The sequence below is a fragment of the Pseudomonas sp. S30 genome (genome assembly GCF_016518545.1).
Classification (GTDB): Bacteria; Pseudomonadota; Gammaproteobacteria; order Pseudomonadales; family Pseudomonadaceae; genus Aquipseudomonas.
Window position 1 is genome coordinate 100495 of record NZ_JACVTO010000015.1, and the last position, 16771, is coordinate 117265.

At 63.5% G+C, this 16771-nt stretch carries 17 protein-coding genes; 9 read left to right on the forward strand and 8 right to left on the reverse strand.

What is annotated here, in order from left to right:
- Nucleotides 1-34: 34 nt before the first annotated feature.
- Nucleotides 35-1672 (reverse strand): phosphoethanolamine transferase, encoded by a 1638-nt coding sequence (locus tag IAE34_RS17160; protein ID WP_200140158.1) that lies wholly within the window; start codon nt 1670-1672, stop codon nt 35-37.
- Nucleotides 1673-1947: 275 nt separating this feature from the next.
- Between IAE34_RS17160 and IAE34_RS17165 the strand changes: the two genes are divergently transcribed.
- Entirely contained in the window at nt 1948-2184 is a 237-nt protein-coding gene (locus tag IAE34_RS17165; protein ID WP_200140159.1) for a YdcH family protein, read from the forward strand.
- Nucleotides 2185-2238: 54 nt separating this feature from the next.
- Here IAE34_RS17165 and IAE34_RS17170 read toward each other — a convergent pair whose 3' ends face one another.
- Nucleotides 2239-3414: a trans-sulfuration enzyme family protein gene (locus IAE34_RS17170; RefSeq protein WP_200140160.1), complete on the reverse strand. Its 1176-nt coding sequence runs from the start codon at nt 3412-3414 to the stop codon at nt 2239-2241.
- Nucleotides 3415-3562: 148 nt separating this feature from the next.
- On the opposite strand from IAE34_RS17170, the gene IAE34_RS17175 reads away from it, so the two are divergent.
- The 4 genes from IAE34_RS17175 to IAE34_RS17190 all read left to right on the forward strand — a co-directional run bounded on the left by IAE34_RS17175 (nt 3563) and on the right by IAE34_RS17190 (nt 7077).
- Complete coding sequence (locus IAE34_RS17175) at nt 3563-4021, forward strand: Lrp/AsnC family transcriptional regulator (protein ID WP_200140161.1); 459 nt, start codon at nt 3563-3565, stop codon at nt 4019-4021.
- A gap of 130 nt (nt 4022-4151) precedes the next feature.
- Nucleotides 4152-5156: a GTP 3',8-cyclase MoaA gene (gene moaA, locus IAE34_RS17180; RefSeq protein ID WP_200140162.1), complete on the forward strand. Its 1005-nt coding sequence runs from the start codon at nt 4152-4154 to the stop codon at nt 5154-5156.
- 21 nt (nt 5157-5177) lie between these two features.
- Entirely contained in the window at nt 5178-6074 is an 897-nt protein-coding gene (locus IAE34_RS17185; RefSeq protein WP_200140163.1) for a bestrophin family protein, read from the forward strand.
- A 112-nt stretch (nt 6075-6186) separates the two neighbouring features.
- The gene (locus tag IAE34_RS17190; protein ID WP_200140164.1) at nt 6187-7077 is read left to right on the forward strand and encodes a LysR family transcriptional regulator; all 891 of its coding nucleotides are present in this window, start codon (nt 6187-6189) and stop codon (nt 7075-7077) included.
- A gap of 92 nt (nt 7078-7169) precedes the next feature.
- On the opposite strand, the gene IAE34_RS17195 is transcribed toward IAE34_RS17190, so the two are convergent.
- From IAE34_RS17195 to IAE34_RS17210, 4 genes are all read right to left on the reverse strand, one after another.
- Complete coding sequence (locus tag IAE34_RS17195) at nt 7170-7925, reverse strand: tail fiber protein (protein ID WP_233631204.1); 756 nt, start codon at nt 7923-7925, stop codon at nt 7170-7172.
- A 221-nt stretch (nt 7926-8146) separates the two neighbouring features.
- Nucleotides 8147-9790 carry a malate dehydrogenase (quinone) gene (gene mqo, locus IAE34_RS17200; protein ID WP_200140166.1) on the reverse strand — a complete coding sequence of 548 codons (1644 nt, stop codon included), beginning with the start codon at nt 9788-9790 and terminating at the stop codon, nt 8147-8149.
- Between the two features lie 261 nt (nt 9791-10051).
- Nucleotides 10052-11125 carry an AI-2E family transporter gene (locus IAE34_RS17205; RefSeq protein ID WP_200140167.1) on the reverse strand — a complete coding sequence of 358 codons (1074 nt, stop codon included), beginning with the start codon at nt 11123-11125 and terminating at the stop codon, nt 10052-10054.
- A gap of 12 nt (nt 11126-11137) precedes the next feature.
- Nucleotides 11138-12199, reverse strand: a complete 1062-nt coding sequence (locus tag IAE34_RS17210) for a DUF2066 domain-containing protein (RefSeq protein ID WP_200140168.1) — start codon at nt 12197-12199, stop codon at nt 11138-11140.
- A 277-nt stretch (nt 12200-12476) separates the two neighbouring features.
- On the opposite strand from IAE34_RS17210, the gene purM reads away from it, so the two are divergent.
- The 4 genes from purM to IAE34_RS17230 all read left to right on the forward strand — a co-directional run bounded on the left by purM (nt 12477) and on the right by IAE34_RS17230 (nt 15295).
- Entirely contained in the window at nt 12477-13535 is a 1059-nt protein-coding gene (gene purM, locus IAE34_RS17215) for a phosphoribosylformylglycinamidine cyclo-ligase (protein ID WP_200140169.1), read from the forward strand.
- Complete coding sequence (gene purN / locus IAE34_RS17220) at nt 13535-14188, forward strand: phosphoribosylglycinamide formyltransferase (RefSeq protein ID WP_200140170.1); 654 nt, start codon at nt 13535-13537, stop codon at nt 14186-14188. Before purM ends, purN begins: the two co-directional genes overlap by 1 nt.
- Before the next feature lie 8 nt (nt 14189-14196).
- Nucleotides 14197-14907: a DUF3108 domain-containing protein gene (locus tag IAE34_RS17225; protein WP_200140171.1), complete on the forward strand. Its 711-nt coding sequence runs from the start codon at nt 14197-14199 to the stop codon at nt 14905-14907.
- Between the two features lie 205 nt (nt 14908-15112).
- Complete coding sequence (locus tag IAE34_RS17230) at nt 15113-15295, forward strand: hypothetical protein (protein WP_200140172.1); 183 nt, start codon at nt 15113-15115, stop codon at nt 15293-15295.
- 43 nt (nt 15296-15338) lie between these two features.
- Here IAE34_RS17230 and IAE34_RS17235 read toward each other — a convergent pair whose 3' ends face one another.
- Complete coding sequence (locus IAE34_RS17235; RefSeq protein WP_200140173.1) at nt 15339-15878, reverse strand: DUF2058 domain-containing protein; 540 nt, start codon at nt 15876-15878, stop codon at nt 15339-15341.
- Nucleotides 15879-15904: 26 nt separating this feature from the next.
- Nucleotides 15905-16738 (reverse strand): nucleoside triphosphate pyrophosphohydrolase, encoded by an 834-nt coding sequence (gene mazG / locus IAE34_RS17240; protein WP_200140174.1) that lies wholly within the window; start codon nt 16736-16738, stop codon nt 15905-15907.
- Nucleotides 16739-16771 lie beyond the last annotated feature (33 nt).

Genomic DNA, 16771 nt, shown 5'->3' on the forward strand with positions numbered 1-16771 from the left:
ACGCGCGGTGGCGATCAGCGGTCGGGTGAAGGCGTCAATTGTTCGCCGTCATCGCCGGCCGGCAGCCGGCGAACAGGTCCAGCGACGCATCGTAGACCTGGGTCTGCACACCCAGCAGGCCGAGCATCGAATGGAACAGGTTGTCCTGACTCAGCGGCAGGTCGCGCCGTTTCGCCAGGCAGTCGGTGTCCACTGCGAAATCTTGCCGGTAGCTGTCGGAGAACCAGGCCAGCAGCGGGATGTGCTTCTGCTGCTCGGGCGCCAGCATATAGGGCGTGCCATGCAGGAAGACGTTGTATTCGCCCAGGGATTCGCCATGGTCGGACAGGTAGATCATGGCCGTGTCGACCTTGTCCTGATGCTTGCGCAAGGTATCGATCAACGAGGCCAGCACCGCGTCGGTGTAGGTCAGGGTGTTGTCGTAGCTGTTGACGATGTCCTCCCGGCTGCACTGGTTCAGGGCATTGCTCCTGCACACCGGCGTGAAGTGCTCGAAGCCCTCGGGATAGCGCTTGTAGTAGTCCGGCCCATGGCTGCCCATCTGGTGCAGCACCAGCACGGTATCCTTGTCCAGGGAGTCGAGCAGGCTGTCCAGGTTCTGCAGCAGAATCTGGTCATGGCATTCGCCGCCGGCGCACAGCACGGGGTCCTTGGCGCTGGTCAGGTTGACGTAGTCCAGGCGCGAACAGGTGCCCTTGCAGCCAGACTGATTGTCGCGCCACTTCACCTGCAGGCCGGCGCGGGCAAGGATGTCCAGCAAGCCTTCGCGACGGCTGGCCAGGCTCGGGTCGTAATCCTTGCGGGCCATGCCGGAGAACATGCACGGCACCGACACGGCGGTCTCGGTGCCGCACGAATGCACGTCGGTGAAACCCAGCAGACCCGGCTCCCTGGCCAGGCGCGGGGTGGTGTCGCGGGCATAGCCCAGCACGCCGAAGTTTTCCGCACGGGCACTTTCACCGACCACCAGCACGGTCAGCGACTTGCGCGCATGACCCTGCCAGGCCGGGTCGCGCCGTGCATCTTCGCCATAGGTCTGGAACGGCCGCGCGGCACTGCCGAGTTTCTCGCTGGCGTAGCTGAAAGAAGCCCCGACGATGTTGCTCGGGGTGAGCATCAGGCGCAGTTCGTGGTGGTTGCGAAACAGCGAGGACAAGCCCTGATAGTTGATCAGCGCCACCGATGCCAGTGCTGCGACGCACGCCCCGCTAACCACCAGCTTGCCGAGCACTTCGCGGTGCCAGGGGCGATAGTCGATCGGCGCTTTCCACACCAACCACGAGGGCAGTACGCCCAGCCCCAGCATATACAACGCAAACTTCAGCGAGAGCAAGTCTCTAACTTCTTCGACATTGGTCTCGACGACATTGCGGAACATACCGACATCAATAAGTACGCCATATTGATTCATGAAGTAGGCGACGCCCGCACCGGACATGAACAACAGGATCAGTACCGGTTTCAATACATACTTGAAGGCCACCAGGGTCAACAGCAGATTGAACGCGAACAGCATCATCACGGCGAACGCCAGGCTCAGCCACAGCCCAACCATGCCGGGCGGGACGATGCTCTCGAGGTGATTCCAGAGAAACACGTTGAGGCCGATCAGCAGGTACAGACTGGCCAGCAGCGTGACCCATTCGGTCCGCAGGGATCTGATTTTAATCATGGCGTTCGCCGTCAAAGTTGATAAACGACCAGGCGCATCCGAACGAGCACCTTGGCGGGGTGGCCGAACAGTAGGAAAGTTACCATCAATTTTTCGTGAAAACCTTCGTATTATTTAGTTATGAATTGTATTTCATCATTAACAAACTTTCACAGTTTGCGCGTCGGCCTGCGCGGCCAGGGGCGATCGCACTCGCGCGCGCCCATGGGGTCGATGAAGACAGCTATCCTGATCCATCAGACGTTGTACTCAACCACTCGAACCGAGGTGAAGAGATGCCAGTACCCCACGATCTGCTAGCCGACCTGCACACCAGTGCCGAGGCCTTTCAGGCGCTCATCGACCAGGACAAGGACCTGCACCGGCTGCACAAGGAATACAACGCCAAGGACAAGGAGGTGGTGAGCGCCGAGGGCAACGGCACCAGCGATGAGCTGGTCAATCGGCTGCGCAAGGAACGCCTGCAGCTCAAGGACCAGATCGAGCGGATCGTCCATCCGCCGAAGTCCTGAACCACCGCGAGGGCGCCGCACGCTCGGCGCCCTGCACCCACCCAGGGGGCAGCGTCAGCGCTGGACGGCCGCGGCAGCCCGAAAACCCGTCTCCAGGTCGTCGATCAGGTCAGCGCTGTCCTCGATGCCGACCGACAGGCGCAGCAGCGTTTCGCCAATGCCCATGCTCGCCTTCTGCGCCGGGCTCAGCGAGTTGTGCGACATGCTCCAGGAATGGTTGATCATGCTTTCCACGCCGCCCAGCGAATCGGCCAGCACGAAGATCGAGAGTGCCTCGACCAGGCGATTGACCGCGGCCCGATCGCCCTTCACCCGCAGTGCCACCACCGCCCCGCCGCTGCGCATCTGGCGCTGACACAAGGCATGCTGCGGATGGCTTGGCAGCCCCGGGTAGAACACCTGCTCGACCATCGGATGCCCCTCGAGGTGCTGCGCCACGCGCAACGCATTGGCGCACTGACGCTCCATGCGCACATCGAGGGTCTTCAGGCCGCGCAGGGCCAGGTAACAGTCGAACGGCCCCTGGATCGCCCCCACCGCCATGCTGATCCGACGCAGGCGCGCCAGCAACTCGGCATTGCCCGCCACCACCACGCCACCGGTCAGGTCGGAGTGGCCGCCGATGTACTTGCTCGCCGAGTGCATGACCAGATCGACGCCCAGGGTGAGCGGGCGCTGGTTCCAGGGCGAGCAGAAGGTATTGTCGATGCAGGTGAGAATGCCCCGCGCACGGGCCAGCTCGCACAGCGCCGCGATGTCGACCAGGTGCAGCAGCGGATTGGTCGGCGACTCCAGCCAGATCATTCGTGTCTCGGGGCGAATGGCCGCGGCCACGGCGTCCAGGTCGTTGAGGTCGACGTAGGTCGTGGTCAGCCCGCTGCTGTGCGACCGGTAGTCTTCCATCAGACGGAATGTGCCACCGTAGACACCATTCATCACCACCACGTGGGCATCCTTGGGCAGCAGTTCGAGCACCGTGGCGGTGGCGCTCACACCCGAGGCGCAGGCTACGGCGCCGACACCCTCTTCCAGCGCCGCGACGCAGGTTTCATAGGCATGGCGTGTGGGATTGGAGACACGGCTGTAGGCATATTCGGGGTTGTCATCCAGGCCGCGCTTGATGAACGAGCTGGAGGTGACGATGGCCGGAAAGATGGCGTTATCGGCCACACTGGACTGCTCGCCGGCATGAATGGTACGGGTAGCGAAACTGCGCGGTTTGTCGGCCATGATCGGAGGCTTCTGCGGGGGTCGGAAAAGAGCGCCACTATGGCATAACCGGTCCCGACACGCCGCTACCTTTGCCCAATGGCGAGCAGGCCAGCGAGTGCGTTAGGCTGCACTTCTCCCACGATTGCAGACGAACGGCACGAACGCGATGGACAGTTTCGACCAGCACATCCTCACCCTGCTCCAGCGTGACGCCTCGATCTCGCTGAAGGACCTGGCGGAGGCCGTCAACCTGACGACCACGCCATGCTGGAAACGGGTCAAGCGCCTGGAGGACGACGGCTACATCCGCAGCCGCGTCGCCCTGCTCGACCCGCAACGCCTGAACCTGGGCCTGAGCGTGTTCGTCCAGCTCAAGACCCAGCGCCACGACAGCGTCTGGCTCGAAGAATTCGCCCGCACCGTCACGGCCTTCGAGGAAGTGATGGAGTTCTATCGCATGTCCGGCGACTGGGACTACATGCTGCGGGTGGTGGTGAGCGACATCGCCGCGTACGACCGTTTCTACAAGCGCCTGATCACCTCAACCGAAGGCCTGTCGAACATCACGTCGAGCTTCGCCATGGAGCAGATCAAGTACACCACGGCCTTTCCGGTCTCGCGCTGAGCACCTAGGGCTCAGGCGATAGAGCAGACCTATCGCCCAGTCGGCGAAAGCGATTTGACGTGCCGCTGCACAGGTTATAGCGTGGACTCCATGTGCGGCGCGATTGCCGTCTCCTGCCTCGAGCGCGAACGTGGAACAGCACCCTGCGGCCCTGATCGACGATTTCAACCGGAAAATCGACTACCTGCGGATGTCGGTCACCGACCGCTGCGACTTCCGTTGCGTCTACTGCATGGCCGAAGACATGCAGTTCCTGCCGCGCCAGCAGATCCTCAGCCTCGAGGAGCTGTACCAGGTCGCCGAGCGCTTCGTCGCCATGGGCACCCGCAAGATCCGCCTGACCGGTGGCGAGCCGCTGGTGCGCCAGGGCATCGTCGAGCTGTGCGCACGCATCGCCGCCCTGCCCGGCCTGCGCGAACTGTGCCTGACCAGCAATGGCTCACAGCTCGTGCGCCTGGCCGACCCGCTGTTCGCGGCCGGCGTCTCGCGCTTGAACGTCAGCCTGGACAGCCTGGACAGTACCCGTTTCAAGGCCCTCACCCGCACTGGCGACCTGGACCAGGTGATCGCCGGCATCGACGCTGCCCGCAGTGCGGGCTTTCGCCGCACCAAGCTCAACTGCGTGGTGCTCAAGGGGCGCAACGACGATGAACTGGTGGATCTGGTGCAGTTCGCCATCGACCGCGAGCTGGATATCACGTTCATCGAGGAAATGCCACTGGGGGTGATCCAGGAGCATGAGCGGGGCGAGTCGTTCTACTCCAGCGACGAAGTGCGTGCGCGCCTGGCCGAACGCTTCACCCTGATCGAGTCGGCCGAATCCTCGCAAGGCCCGGCCCGCTACTGGCGCCTGGCCGAGGCACCGCACACCCGTGTCGGCTTCATCTCGCCCCACAGTCACAATTTCTGCGCCACCTGCAACCGCGTGAGGCTGACCGTCGAAGGCCGCCTGCTGCTGTGCCTGGGCAACGAACACTCGCTGGACCTCAAGCAGGTGCTGCGCAGCCATCCCGGCGACCGCGACCGCCTGGACCAGGCCATCCGCGACGCCTTGCACCTCAAGCCCTATCGCCATCATTTCGAAGTGGGCGGCGAGGTGCAGATCCTGCGTTTCATGAACATGACCGGTGGCTGAGCGGCCGCCTCTGGAATCGCCTTGATCGTCCATACCCACACCGACATGCTGCGCATGTTGTTCACCTTGCGCGGCTCGGTGGTCAAGCGCATCGCATGGCGCTGCCTGATGGTGACCCTGCTGGCAGCGCTGATCGTGCTGGTGGAACGGCATTACCCGGCGTTTTTCTATCCGGTCAGCGCCACGCCTTTCACGCTGCTGGGCCTGTCGCTGTCGATCTTCATGAGCTTTCGCAACAACGCCTGCTACGACCGCTGGTGGGAAGGACGCAAAGCCTGGGGACGAATGATCATCGAAGTCCGCTCGTTCGTGCGCGAGAGCGTTGTCATCACCGACCCCGCCCAGCGGGCCAGCTTGCTGCGTAGCCTGTGCGGCTTCGCCCACGGGCTCAACGCGCGCCTGCGCGGCGAAGACGACGCGCAGGCAGCTGCGCCTTGGCTGGCGCAGGGCGCAGCGATCTCGCCGCACAACGTGTGCGACGGCATCCTGCGCCATATCGGCGAGCAGTGCGCGCGCCTTGCCAGCGAGCAGCGCATTGGCGAGTTTCGCTACATGACCCTCGAACAGCGGCTGGTCGGGCTGTCCGAGGTGCAAGCGACCTGCGAGCGGATCAAGGGCACGCCCCTGCCGTTTCCCTACACCTTGCTGCTGCACCGCACCATCTACATCTTCTGCCTGTTGCTGCCGTTCGCCCTGGCCGAGCCGCTCGGCTGGCTGGCGCCACTGTTCACCACCATCGTCAGCTACACCTTCCTGGGGCTGGATGCGATCGGCAACGAGCTGGAAGACCCGTTCGGCCGCGACGAGAACGACCTGCCCACCGACGCCCTGGTCCGCATGATAGAACGCGATGTGCTGTCGGCCCTGGGCGAACCATTGCCTGCGGTACTGGAGCCGGTCGAGCACGTGTTGAGCTGATGACGAGCGCGTCGATTTGTCACGCTGGGCCTTTTGCGTCACCCTAGCCGTGCGGCGCGAGCGTCCTGTATGGGCGACGTACGGTCCGCCCCCTTCCTCGCCAGGCCGGACCATGGACATCAAGCAGCTCAAGTTCCTCATCGCCCTCGACCAGACCCGCCACTTCGGCCAGGCCGCCGAGCTGTGCCATATTTCCCAGCCGACCCTGTCGATGCGCCTGCGCAATCTGGAAGAAGAACTCGACCTGGTGCTGGTCGAGCGCGGCCAGCGCTTCGAAGGTTTCACCGAAGCCGGCGAGCGTATCCTGGCCTGGGCCAAGACCCTGCTGGCCGCCCACGATGGCCTGCATGCCGAAGCCGCCAGCTGCCGTGGTCAGGTGGTGGGCAACCTGCGCCTGGGCAGCGTGCCGCTGGCCAGCTTCGATCCCATGACGCTGCTGCTGCCCTTGCGGGAGAAGTACCCGGAACTGCATCTGCAACTGAGTTCGCTGAGCTCGCAGCAGATCGTCGCTGGCCTGAGCCGCAACCAGCTCGACCTGGGCCTCTGCTACCTGGACCAGGTCGACTTGAGCTTCTTCGAAGTGATCGAGCTGGGCACCACCACGATGGGCCTGTTGCACGACACCCGGCACTTTCAGTTCGAAGGCGAGCGACTGCAGTGGGAGGCACTGGCCGACGTGCCGCTGGGCCTGCTGAGCAAGGGCATGCATTATCGCCAGTCGCTGGACCTGAGCTTTCGCAGCCGCGCGCTGGAGCCTCAGGCGGTGCTGGAAAGCGACTCCACCTTCCATCTGATCCAGGCCGTGAACGCCGGCATCTGCTGCGCGGTGATGCCGCTGGACTGTGGACTGGAGGCGCTGAACGAACACCTGCGCATCGTGCCAGTGGACGACGCGCGCATCCACAGCCCGGTCGGCCTGCTTCTGCGACGCAGCGAGCCGCGCCCGGCCATCGCACAGCAGTGCTTCGACCATGCGCGGGCGTTGTTTGGTTGCAGGCAGTGATTAATATTTGATCAATGCGAGTAGGGCCAGGTTGCGCGGACGCATAATCCCCGAGTAACCGCGGTCTTGGGCTAAACCTGGGGAAGAGTAGTTTACGGTAGCATCCCCCCCCCCAGGGCCACGCTGGCATAGTCACTGGTCGAATATGCATCGACCCCCATCGCCACCTGTGAAGCGGCGCCGCCGTTTTGAGTGGTACTGGCACTCCAGATACCATTGGGCTTGCTTTGAGTTGTGTCGTAGGCCAAAAGACTGCCTTTTTGCAGAGTACCGAACACGCGATCCTTGTCGACACCCCGGCTATCGTCGAAACCACGGATGAACTCACCGCGCAAGTCTGGAACATTGAAGGTAGTCGAACTGTCACCTTGTCCGAAGGTAGTGCCAATGGCCTCGAACAGCGCACTATAAGTACTGCGCGAAACCTCGGCTCCATCGGCTTTGAGCCAGCCTCCCGGGACGCTTCTGGCGGCGCTGTACTTGATGTCCCCAGGTGTCGCCCCCGCGTAGCCAATCAGTTGCCCAAGAGTCACCGCATGCTGGCTACGGGTCGCATCAGCGACTTGCTGGGTACCGCCCTCACATTCCAGAAGTATCCAGCACAGCGCACCATCATTGAGTGAACCACCGACATGCGACACTAGCGTGACATTGCCCCCGCTCACGATCTCATCGCCCTGCAAAGGCTGGCTGGCCAAGCCATAAATAGGCGCCTGCGCCAGACCATCTGGGGAATAAGCAGCTATCGCGGAGTTGGTAGCAGTCGCTCGGAATCGCTGTATCACACCATTGGTAGTTGGCAGCGCCGCGAACGGGATAGCGTTTTGTGCGGAATAAAGAGTTGTCATTGAAACGTTTCCTCTTGAGTGGGTTGAGGGGCCTGATAAGAGGCCTCTCAAACAATCTATGCGCAGATGCATTTTTATTCAATGCATTAATGCATATTCTTGTTGCATCATCCTTTTCGCAACGCCCACAAAAAAGCCACGCGTTCGTCGATGACGAAGCGCGTGGCTCGGTGTAGCGCCAACCGGCCCGCCAGAAGGCGGAACGGGTGCAGTGCAGCGCCTTACAACGCCATGTCGTTGGAGGCCTTGCTCTCGACAGGTGCGCTCGGCTCGGTGCCGGTGCTGGTGCCGACGCTCTGGTCGATCACCGGCGGCTTGTCCAGCTGCAGCACTTCGGCGGTGTAGTTCCACTCTTTCTGCACGGCGGCAGGCGAGTCGTTCAGCTTGGTGCCATAGCTCGGCACGATCTCGTGCAGACGCGCTTGCCACTCAGGAGTGGCGACCTTGTCCTTGAACACGTTTTCCAGCACGTTCATCATGATCGGCGCGGCGGTCGAGGCGCCTGGCGAAGCACCCAGCAGGGCCGCCAGGGTACGGTCATCGGAGGTCACCACTTCGGTGCCCAGCTTCAGCACGCCACCCTTCTCCGGGTCTTTCTTGATGATCTGCACGCGCTGGCCAGCCTGCCACAGGCGCCAGTCTTCTTTCTTGGCGTGCGGGAAGTAGGTGCGCAGGGCTTCCATGCGCTCGTCGTCCGTCAGCATCAGCTGGCCGGCGAGGTATTCGACCAGCGGGAATTCATCCACGCCAACCTTGGTCATCGGCCACACGTTGTGCACGGTGGTGCTGCTGAGCAGGTCGAGGTAGGAGCCGTTCTTGAGGAACTTCGACGAGAAGGTCGCGAATGGCCCGAAGAGGATCACGCGCTTGCCGTCCAGCACGCGGGTGTCCAGGTGCGGTACCGACATGGGCGGTGCACCGGTGGAGGCCACGCCGTAGGCCTTGGCCATGTGCTGCATGGCGATGGTAGGGTTCTCGGTGACCAGGAACGAGCCGCCGACCGGGAAGCCGCCGTAATTCTGCGCTTCAGGAATACCCGATTTCTGCAGCAGCTTCAGCGCGCCGCCGCCGGCACCGATGAACAGGAACTTGGCATCGGTGGCGGCAGTGTCACCGGTCTTCAGGTTCTTGTACTCGACGTGCCAGGAGCCGTCCTTGTTGCGGGTGATGTCGCGCACTTCGCTGGACAGCTTCAGCTTGAAGTTGTCGCGGGTCTGCAGGTGGCTGACGTACTGACGGGTCACTTCACCCCAGTTGACGTCGGTGCCGATCGGCGTCCAGGTGACCGCCAGCTTTTGGTTGGGGTCGCGGCCTTCCATCATCAGAGGCACCCACTTGGCGATCTGCGCGTGGTCCTCGGAATACTGCATCGGGCGGAACAGCGGGCTGGCCTGCAGCGCCTCGTAGCGCTTCTTCAGGTAGGAGATGTTGTCATCGCCCCAGACGAAGCTCATGTGCGGGGTGCTGTTGATGAACGAGTGCGGGTTCTTCAGCACGCCCTGGCGCACCTGCCAGGCGAGGAACTGACGGGTCACCTGGAAGGCTTCGTTGATTTCCACCGCCTTGGTAATGCTGACGTTGCCGTCTTTGTCGATCGGGGTGTAGTTCATCTCGGCAAGGCCGGAGTGGCCAGTACCGGCGTTGTTCCAGCCGTTGGAGCTTTCTTCGGCGACGCCATCGAGGCGCTCGACCATTTCCATCGACCAGCCCGGCTCCAGCTCGTTGAGCCAGACGCCCAGGGTGGCGCTCATGATGCCGCCGCCGATCAGCAACACGTCGACTTTCTTGGCGTCTTCGGCGTGGGCCTGCATGAAGGACGCCGCGACAGCCAGACTCAGCAAGGTCTTGCCAGCTTTCTTGAACATTGATCACTTCCAGTCAGTAGAACGGAGGGCCTGTGGCTGGCCCGGGTGTAACTTGTTCTTCAGCGCAGGCTTTTTGTGATCATTGTTCGGCTGCCAGAGAACCCGTGAGCGCGACAGCCTTTGGTCTGATTGACGTGGATCGGCTGAAACGGTTGCGGATTGTAACTGAAATGCCAGCACAAACAAATTGCCGTTCCATCCGTCAAGGTGGCGCTTTGTCCCAGGGACAAAATGCCCGGCGCCTGGCCGGGCAGGCGCCGATTACAACTGCGGGTCGATGTCGCCAGCGTACATGTCCGACTCTTTATAGAGATCATGGGCGTGGCGCAGCAAGACCATGATCACCGCCGCCACCGGCAGCGCCAGGAGCACGCCAGTGAAGCCGAACAGCTCGCCACCGGCAAGAATGGCGAAGATCACCGCCACCGGGTGCAGGCCGATGCGATCGCCCACCAGCAGGGGCGTCAGCACCATGCCCTCCAGGGCCTGTCCGACCATGAATACCGCGACGATACCGAGCATGGGGTACAGGTCGCCACCGAACTGGAACAGCCCGGCAATCAAGGCCGCGCCAATGCCGACGATGAAGCCCATGTACGGCACGATCGCCGCCAGGCCTGCCAGCAAGCCGATCAGCAGCCCCAGTTCGAGGCCCAGCAATGACAGGCCCGCCGCGTAGATCACGCCCAGCGCCAGCATCACCAGCAACTGGCCGCGGACGAACGCCCCCAGCACTTCATGGCACTCGCCCGCCAGCTCCACCACCTGCGCCTCGCGCTGGCGTGGCAGCAGGCTGCGCAGCTTGGCCATCATCAGGTCCCAGTCGCGCAGCAGGTAGAAGCCCACCACCGGGATCAGCACCAGGTTCGCCAACCAGCCGATCAGGGCCAGGCTCGAGGCGGTGGCCTGGGACAGCACCACACCGACGATGTCCGTGGTCTGCCCCATGTGCTCGCCGATGGCCGCCTTGATCTTGTCGAACTTCCAGAAGCCGTCCGCCAGCCCCAGGCGACTCTGCACCCAGGGCAGCGCCACATGCTGCAGCCAGTCGAGCATCTGCGGGGTGAGCTCGTACAGGCGCACCAGCTGTTTGGCCAGCATCGGCACCAGCACCAGCAGCAAGGCCAGGAAGATCAAGGTGAACAGGCCGAACACCACCACCACGCCCCAGGTACGAGACAGCCCCCAACGTTCCAGGCGGTCGACCAAGGGGTCGGCCAGATACGCCAGCAGAATGCCCACCAGGAACGGTGAGAGGATGTTGTGCAGCAGGTACAGCAGCACGGCGATCAGCAGGGCAACAACCAGCCAGACCCAGCGGCGCACATCGGTCATGAACGACTCTCCTTACCAGTGGAAGCGCAGGCCATCGAACGGCGCCGCTGGGGCCGGTGGTGCCGAAGGTTGGCCAGGCGCCCCCTCCACCACAGGTGCGGGTGCGGCGACCGGCGCGGGCTCTGACGGCGCCTCTTGCAGGTGCGCCAGGCCCAACTGGGCACGCAGCTGCTCTCGATTGCCGCTGACGGTATAGGTCAGCGTGTCGCCTTCAGCGCTCTGCAACCGCGGGCCGTAAGGTTCGAGCACCCGTCCCAGTTCCGCGTAGCGCTGCAGGTTCATGCCCTGCACCTGAAGCTGCAGGTCGCTGCTGGCGCCTGGACGAATCACGTAGCGTGGCGCCAGGCGGGTGCTGATCGCCAGCATCACCGCGTCGGCCAGCGACGCCTGGTCGGCGCCTTGGGCAGTGCCTTGTTCGCGCTGATCGCCCAGCCACAGCTGCCACTTGCCCTGCCACTTGCCGTCGGCTTCCTGGGCGTGCACCGCCAGCAGTGCATCGGCGCCATAGCGGTCGGCGGCCTCACGCAACGGCGCCGGGTCCTTGCTTTCAAGCTGCTTGGCATTGGCCACCAATTGCTCCTGCAGGTCGGCCAGCGGCAGTCGCAGCGGCAGTCCGCGGTGCTGAGCGGCCTGGCGCAGGGGCTCGGCGCTGCTCTGGCCATCGCCCACCAGGCTGCTGCCGTCGACGTTGTCGTTCAGCCACCAGCCGAGAATCGAAGGCCGATTGCTGCCCCACAACGCCAGGCCGCCCTGGCGCAAGGCGCGCTCGGTGCTGCCGGGGTCGAACTCGACCACCACGGATTCGGGCGGTCCAGCCTCGCTGCCCACCTGGTTGATGATCTGCTGAGGGTTCTTGCGCAGCGCAGCGACCGCCGGGTTTTCAATCGCCTTGGGATCGCCGGTCAGGCGCAGTACCAAGGTGTCCAGCGCCTTCGCCGTGGCCTGGGTGCGGGCGTCGCTGCCCTGGCCATCGACCGGCTCGCGGACCTGATAGAGACCGGAAACCGTTTCGGCCTGGGCCGTCGCGGCGATCAACCCTGCACAGGCCACTGCCAGGTACTGAATAAAACGCATGGAGAATTCCTGTCCAGATGACTGTCCTCGCAGAAACTACAAGCTGCGAGCGGTCAGCGGCAAGCAAAAGCGCGCGGCGCCACCGCCTGTCTTTTCTTATAGCCTGCCCATCGCCGGTTGCCACCGCCGGCGCAATGGAGGATGGCCGCTGCCGGGCAACCCTGATAAAATCGCGCGCCTTCGCCGACCAGTCACGTACAGGCAGCCGCCGCCCTTGGAGCCGGGCTTGACCGCGCTGGTCGTTTTCCTGAATCCCTCCCTCTAAAGGCCTGGATCAATGAGCAAGCAACCCTCCCTGAGCTACAAGGACGCCGGTGTAGACATCGACGCCGGCGAAGCACTGGTCGAACGCATCAAGGGCGTGGCCAAGCGCACCGCACGCCCTGAGGTCATGGGTGGCCTGGGCGGCTTCGGCGCCCTTTGCGAGATCCCGGCCGGTTACAAGCAGCCCGTGCTGGTCTCCGGCACCGACGGCGTCGGCACCAAGCTGCGCCTGGCGCTGAATCTGAACAAGCATGACAGCATCGGCCAGGACCTAGTCGCCATGTGCGTCAACGACCTGGTGGTGTGTGGCGCCGAGCCGCTGTTCTTCCTCGACTACTACGCCACCGGCAAGCTCAATGTCGACGTGGCCGCCACCGTGGTGACCGGTATCGGCGCCGGCTGCGAACTGGCCGGCTGCTCGCTGGTCGGTGGCGAAACGGCCGAGATGCCGGGCATGTACGAAGGTGAAGACTACGACCTGGCCGGCTTCTGCGTCGGCGTGGTGGAAAAGGCCGACATCATCGACGGCTCCAAGGTCGTCGCTGGCGACGCCCTGATCGCCCTGCCCTCCTCCGGCCCGCACTCCAACGGCTACTCGCTGATCCGCAAGATCCTCGAAGTCTCCGGCACCGACATCGGCAACACCCAGCTCGACGGTACGCCGCTGGCCGACCTGCTGATGGCCCCGACACGCATCTACGTCAAGCCGTTGCTGGCGCTGATCAAGCAGACCGGCGCGGTCAAGGCCATGGCCCACATCACCGGCGGCGGTCTGCTGGACAATATCCCGCGCGTGCTGCCCAAGGGCGCCCAGGCGGTGGTCGACGTGGCCAGCTGGCAGCGCCCGGCGGTGTTCGACTTCCTGCAGCAGCAGGGTAACGTCGACGAACACGAGATGCACCGCGTGCTCAACTGCGGTGTGGGCATGGTCATCTGCGTGGCACAGGATCAGGTCGACAACGCCCTGAACGTCCTGCGCCAGGCTGGCGAGCAACCGTGGGTGATCGGTCGCATCGAAGTCGCCGCCGAAGGCGCGGCCCAGGTCGAGCTGCACAACCTCAAGGCACACTGATGCCCAGTGACACCTGCAATGTGGTCGTACTGCTGTCGGGCTCCGGCAGCAACCTGCAAGCGCTGATCGACAGCACCCGCGCCGAGGGCAGCCCGGCACGGATCCGCGCCGTCATCGCCAATCGCACCGACGCCTACGGTCTGGAGCGTGCCCGCGCCGCTGGCATCGACACCGCGGTGCTCGAGCACGCCGGCTTCGAGGGCCGCGAGGCCTTCGACGCGGCCCTGATGCAACTGATCGACGGCTTCGCCGCCGATCTGGTGGTGCTGGCAGGGTTCATGCGCATCCTCAGTGGCGACTTCGTGCGCCACTACCAAGGGCGCCTGCTGAACATCCACCCGTCCCTGCTTCCCAAGTACAAAGGCCTGCACACCCATCAGCGCGCACTGGATGCCGGTGACACGGAACATGGCTGCAGCGTTCACTTCGTCACCGAGGAACTCGATGGCGGGCCCTTGGTCGTACAGGCTGTGGTGGCGGTCGCGCCAAGCGACGATGCGCAGAGCCTGGCACAACGGGTCCACCGACAGGAACACCAGATCTACCCGCTGGCCGTGCGCTGGTTCGCCGAAGGCCGTTTGCGCCTGGGCGAGCGAGGGGCACTGCTGGATGGCCAACCGCTGGCGGCCAGCGGTCACTTGATTCGACCCTAGGAGAACATATGCGTCGCGCCCTGCTACTGGCTCTCGCCGTACTCGCCCTGCCACTCCAGGCAGCCGACCTCAAGCCCTTCTCGGCCAGCTATACCGCCGACTGGAAACAGCTGCCCATGAGCGGCACCGCCGAGCGTAGCCTGGTCAAGAATGCCAACGGCACCTGGGACCTGAATTTCAAGGCCTCCATGATGATCGCCAGCCTCACCGAGCAGAGCACGGTGCGCATGGAGAACGATGCCCTGCTCCCGCTGAAGTACCACTTCGAACGGGGCGGCCTGGGCAAGGCCAAGAAAGTCGACCTGGACTTCGATTGGACCAGCAAAAAAGTCACCGGCAGCGACCGTGGCGATGCCATCAGCCTGCCGCTCAACCGCGGCGTGTTGGACAAGTCCACCTATCAGCTGGCGCTGCAGCATGATGTGGCCGCCGGCAAGAAGAGCATGACCTACCCGGTGGTCGACGGCGATGAGGTCGACAACTACGATTTCCGCGTGCTGGGCACCGAGAAAGTCTCCACCAAGAGCGGTCAGGTGGAGGCGGTCAAGGTCGAGCGCGTGCGCGACCCGAGCCAGAGCAAACGTATCACCGAGCTGTGGTTCGCCAAGGACTGGGATTACCTGCTGGTGCAGTTGCGCCAGGTCGAGAACGACGGCAAGGAGTACGTGATCGTGCTGCAGGACGGTACGGTCGACGGCAAGACCGTCAAAGGCAACTGAGGCCTCGCGCCCCATTGCTCCAGCCCCGCCTCAGCGCGGGGCTTTTTTGTGCAGCGACGATTCTGGCGCGCCTGTCAGTCGCTGTAGGCGCAATGGGTTCCATGAACATTGTTTCATCGTCCGTTTATTTACTTAGTCTGCTATCTAACTCTATAAAGGAGGTGTGCGACACAGTGTCGCAGACCAACCAAAGTGGAGTTTACCGATGACTGTTCAAGTGACCGAACGCGATGAATCGAAAATGTCCCACGAAGGCCTTGCCGCAGGCGTGCGGATCTGGGACGTGCACCAACAGGGTGAACTGGTCGGCATGTTCCACAACGAACACGAAGCACACCAGTATCGTCAGGAACTCGAAACACTCGAGAGCCAGCGTCGCACGCAGTAAGCAGCGCCCACGAAAAACCCCGCCTTCGCGGGGTTTTCGTCGTTTACCACATCAGATCGTCGGGGATCTTGTAAGCGGCGTACGGATCGTCCTCGTCGGCTTCCTCGACATGGGTGTTGAGCAGCAGAATACGCCTGGCGTCGCGCTCCTGGATCTTCACCGCCGCCTCGCGCGGAATCACTTCATAACCCCCGCCATGGGCCACGATGGCCAGCGAGCCATTGCTCAGCTTGCTGCGCATCAGGGCATTGACCGCAATGCGCTTGACCTTCTTGTCGTCGACGAAGTTGTAGTAGTCCTCGGTGGTCAGCTTGGGCAGGCGGGTCGCCTCGATCAATTGCTTGACCTGGGCAGCACGCGCCTTCTGCTCGGCCTTCTCCTGGACCTGGCGGTTGAGCTCCTGGTCCTTCCTGGCTTTGTCGGCGAGAGCTTCCTTGGCCAGGCGCTGCTGGCTGTCGTCTACCTCCACCTGGCCCTTGTGCTGCAGGCGCTTCTGTTTCTTCTCGGCCTTGTTGGTCTGGGAGACCTGCTTCTGGTTGACCAGACCGGCCTTGAGCAATTGATCGCGAAGGGAAAGGCTCATGGGTGTTCACTCACTTATGCATCGGCTCAGCCGCAGCTGGGCAGGTTCTTTTCCTGACGCTTGGCTTCGCCCCACAGGGCATCCAGCTCGTCAAGGCTACAGGCTTCGATCGGCCGGCCCGTGTCGCGCAGGGCCTGTTCGATGAAGCGAAAACGTCGCTCGAATTTACGGTTGGCGCGGCGCAGGGCGTCTTCCGGATCCTGCCTGAGATGGCGGGCCAGATTGACGGCCGCGAACAGCAGGTCGCCGATCTCGTCCTGCACGGCCTCGGCATCGCCTTCGGCCATGGCCTGCAAGACCTCGTCCAGCTCTTCGCGAACCTTGTCCAGCACCGGCAGCGGATCGGACCAGTCGAAACCGACGGTCGCCGCGCGCTTCTGCAGTTTGGCCGCGCGCGACAGCGCCGGCAAGGCGCCAGGCACATCGTCGAGCAGCGACAGCTGCTGCGGTTCGCACTTCTCGGCGCGCTCCTGGGCCTTGATCTGCTCCCAGCGCGCCTTGACCTGTTCCTCGCTCAACCGCGGCGCATCGGCCGGTGCGTACAGATCGCCGGTGGGAAACACATGGGGGTGACGACGGATCAGTTTGCGGGTGATCGAATCGACCACGGCGGCGAAGTCGAAGCGGCCTTCCTCCCGCGCCAGTTGGCTGTAGTACACCACCTGGAACAGCAGATCGCCGAGTTCACCACGCAGCTGGGGAAAATCGCCCTGCTCGATGGCATCGGCCACCTCGTAGGCCTCCTCCAGCGTATGCTTGACGATGCTGGCGTAATCCTGCTCCAGGTCCCACGGGCAACCGTGCTGCGGGTCGCGCAGTCGGGCCATGAGGTGCAGCAGGTCGTCGAGGGTGTAGGTCATGTCGTGTACATCCATTGGCCCCTCTGGCGGTCC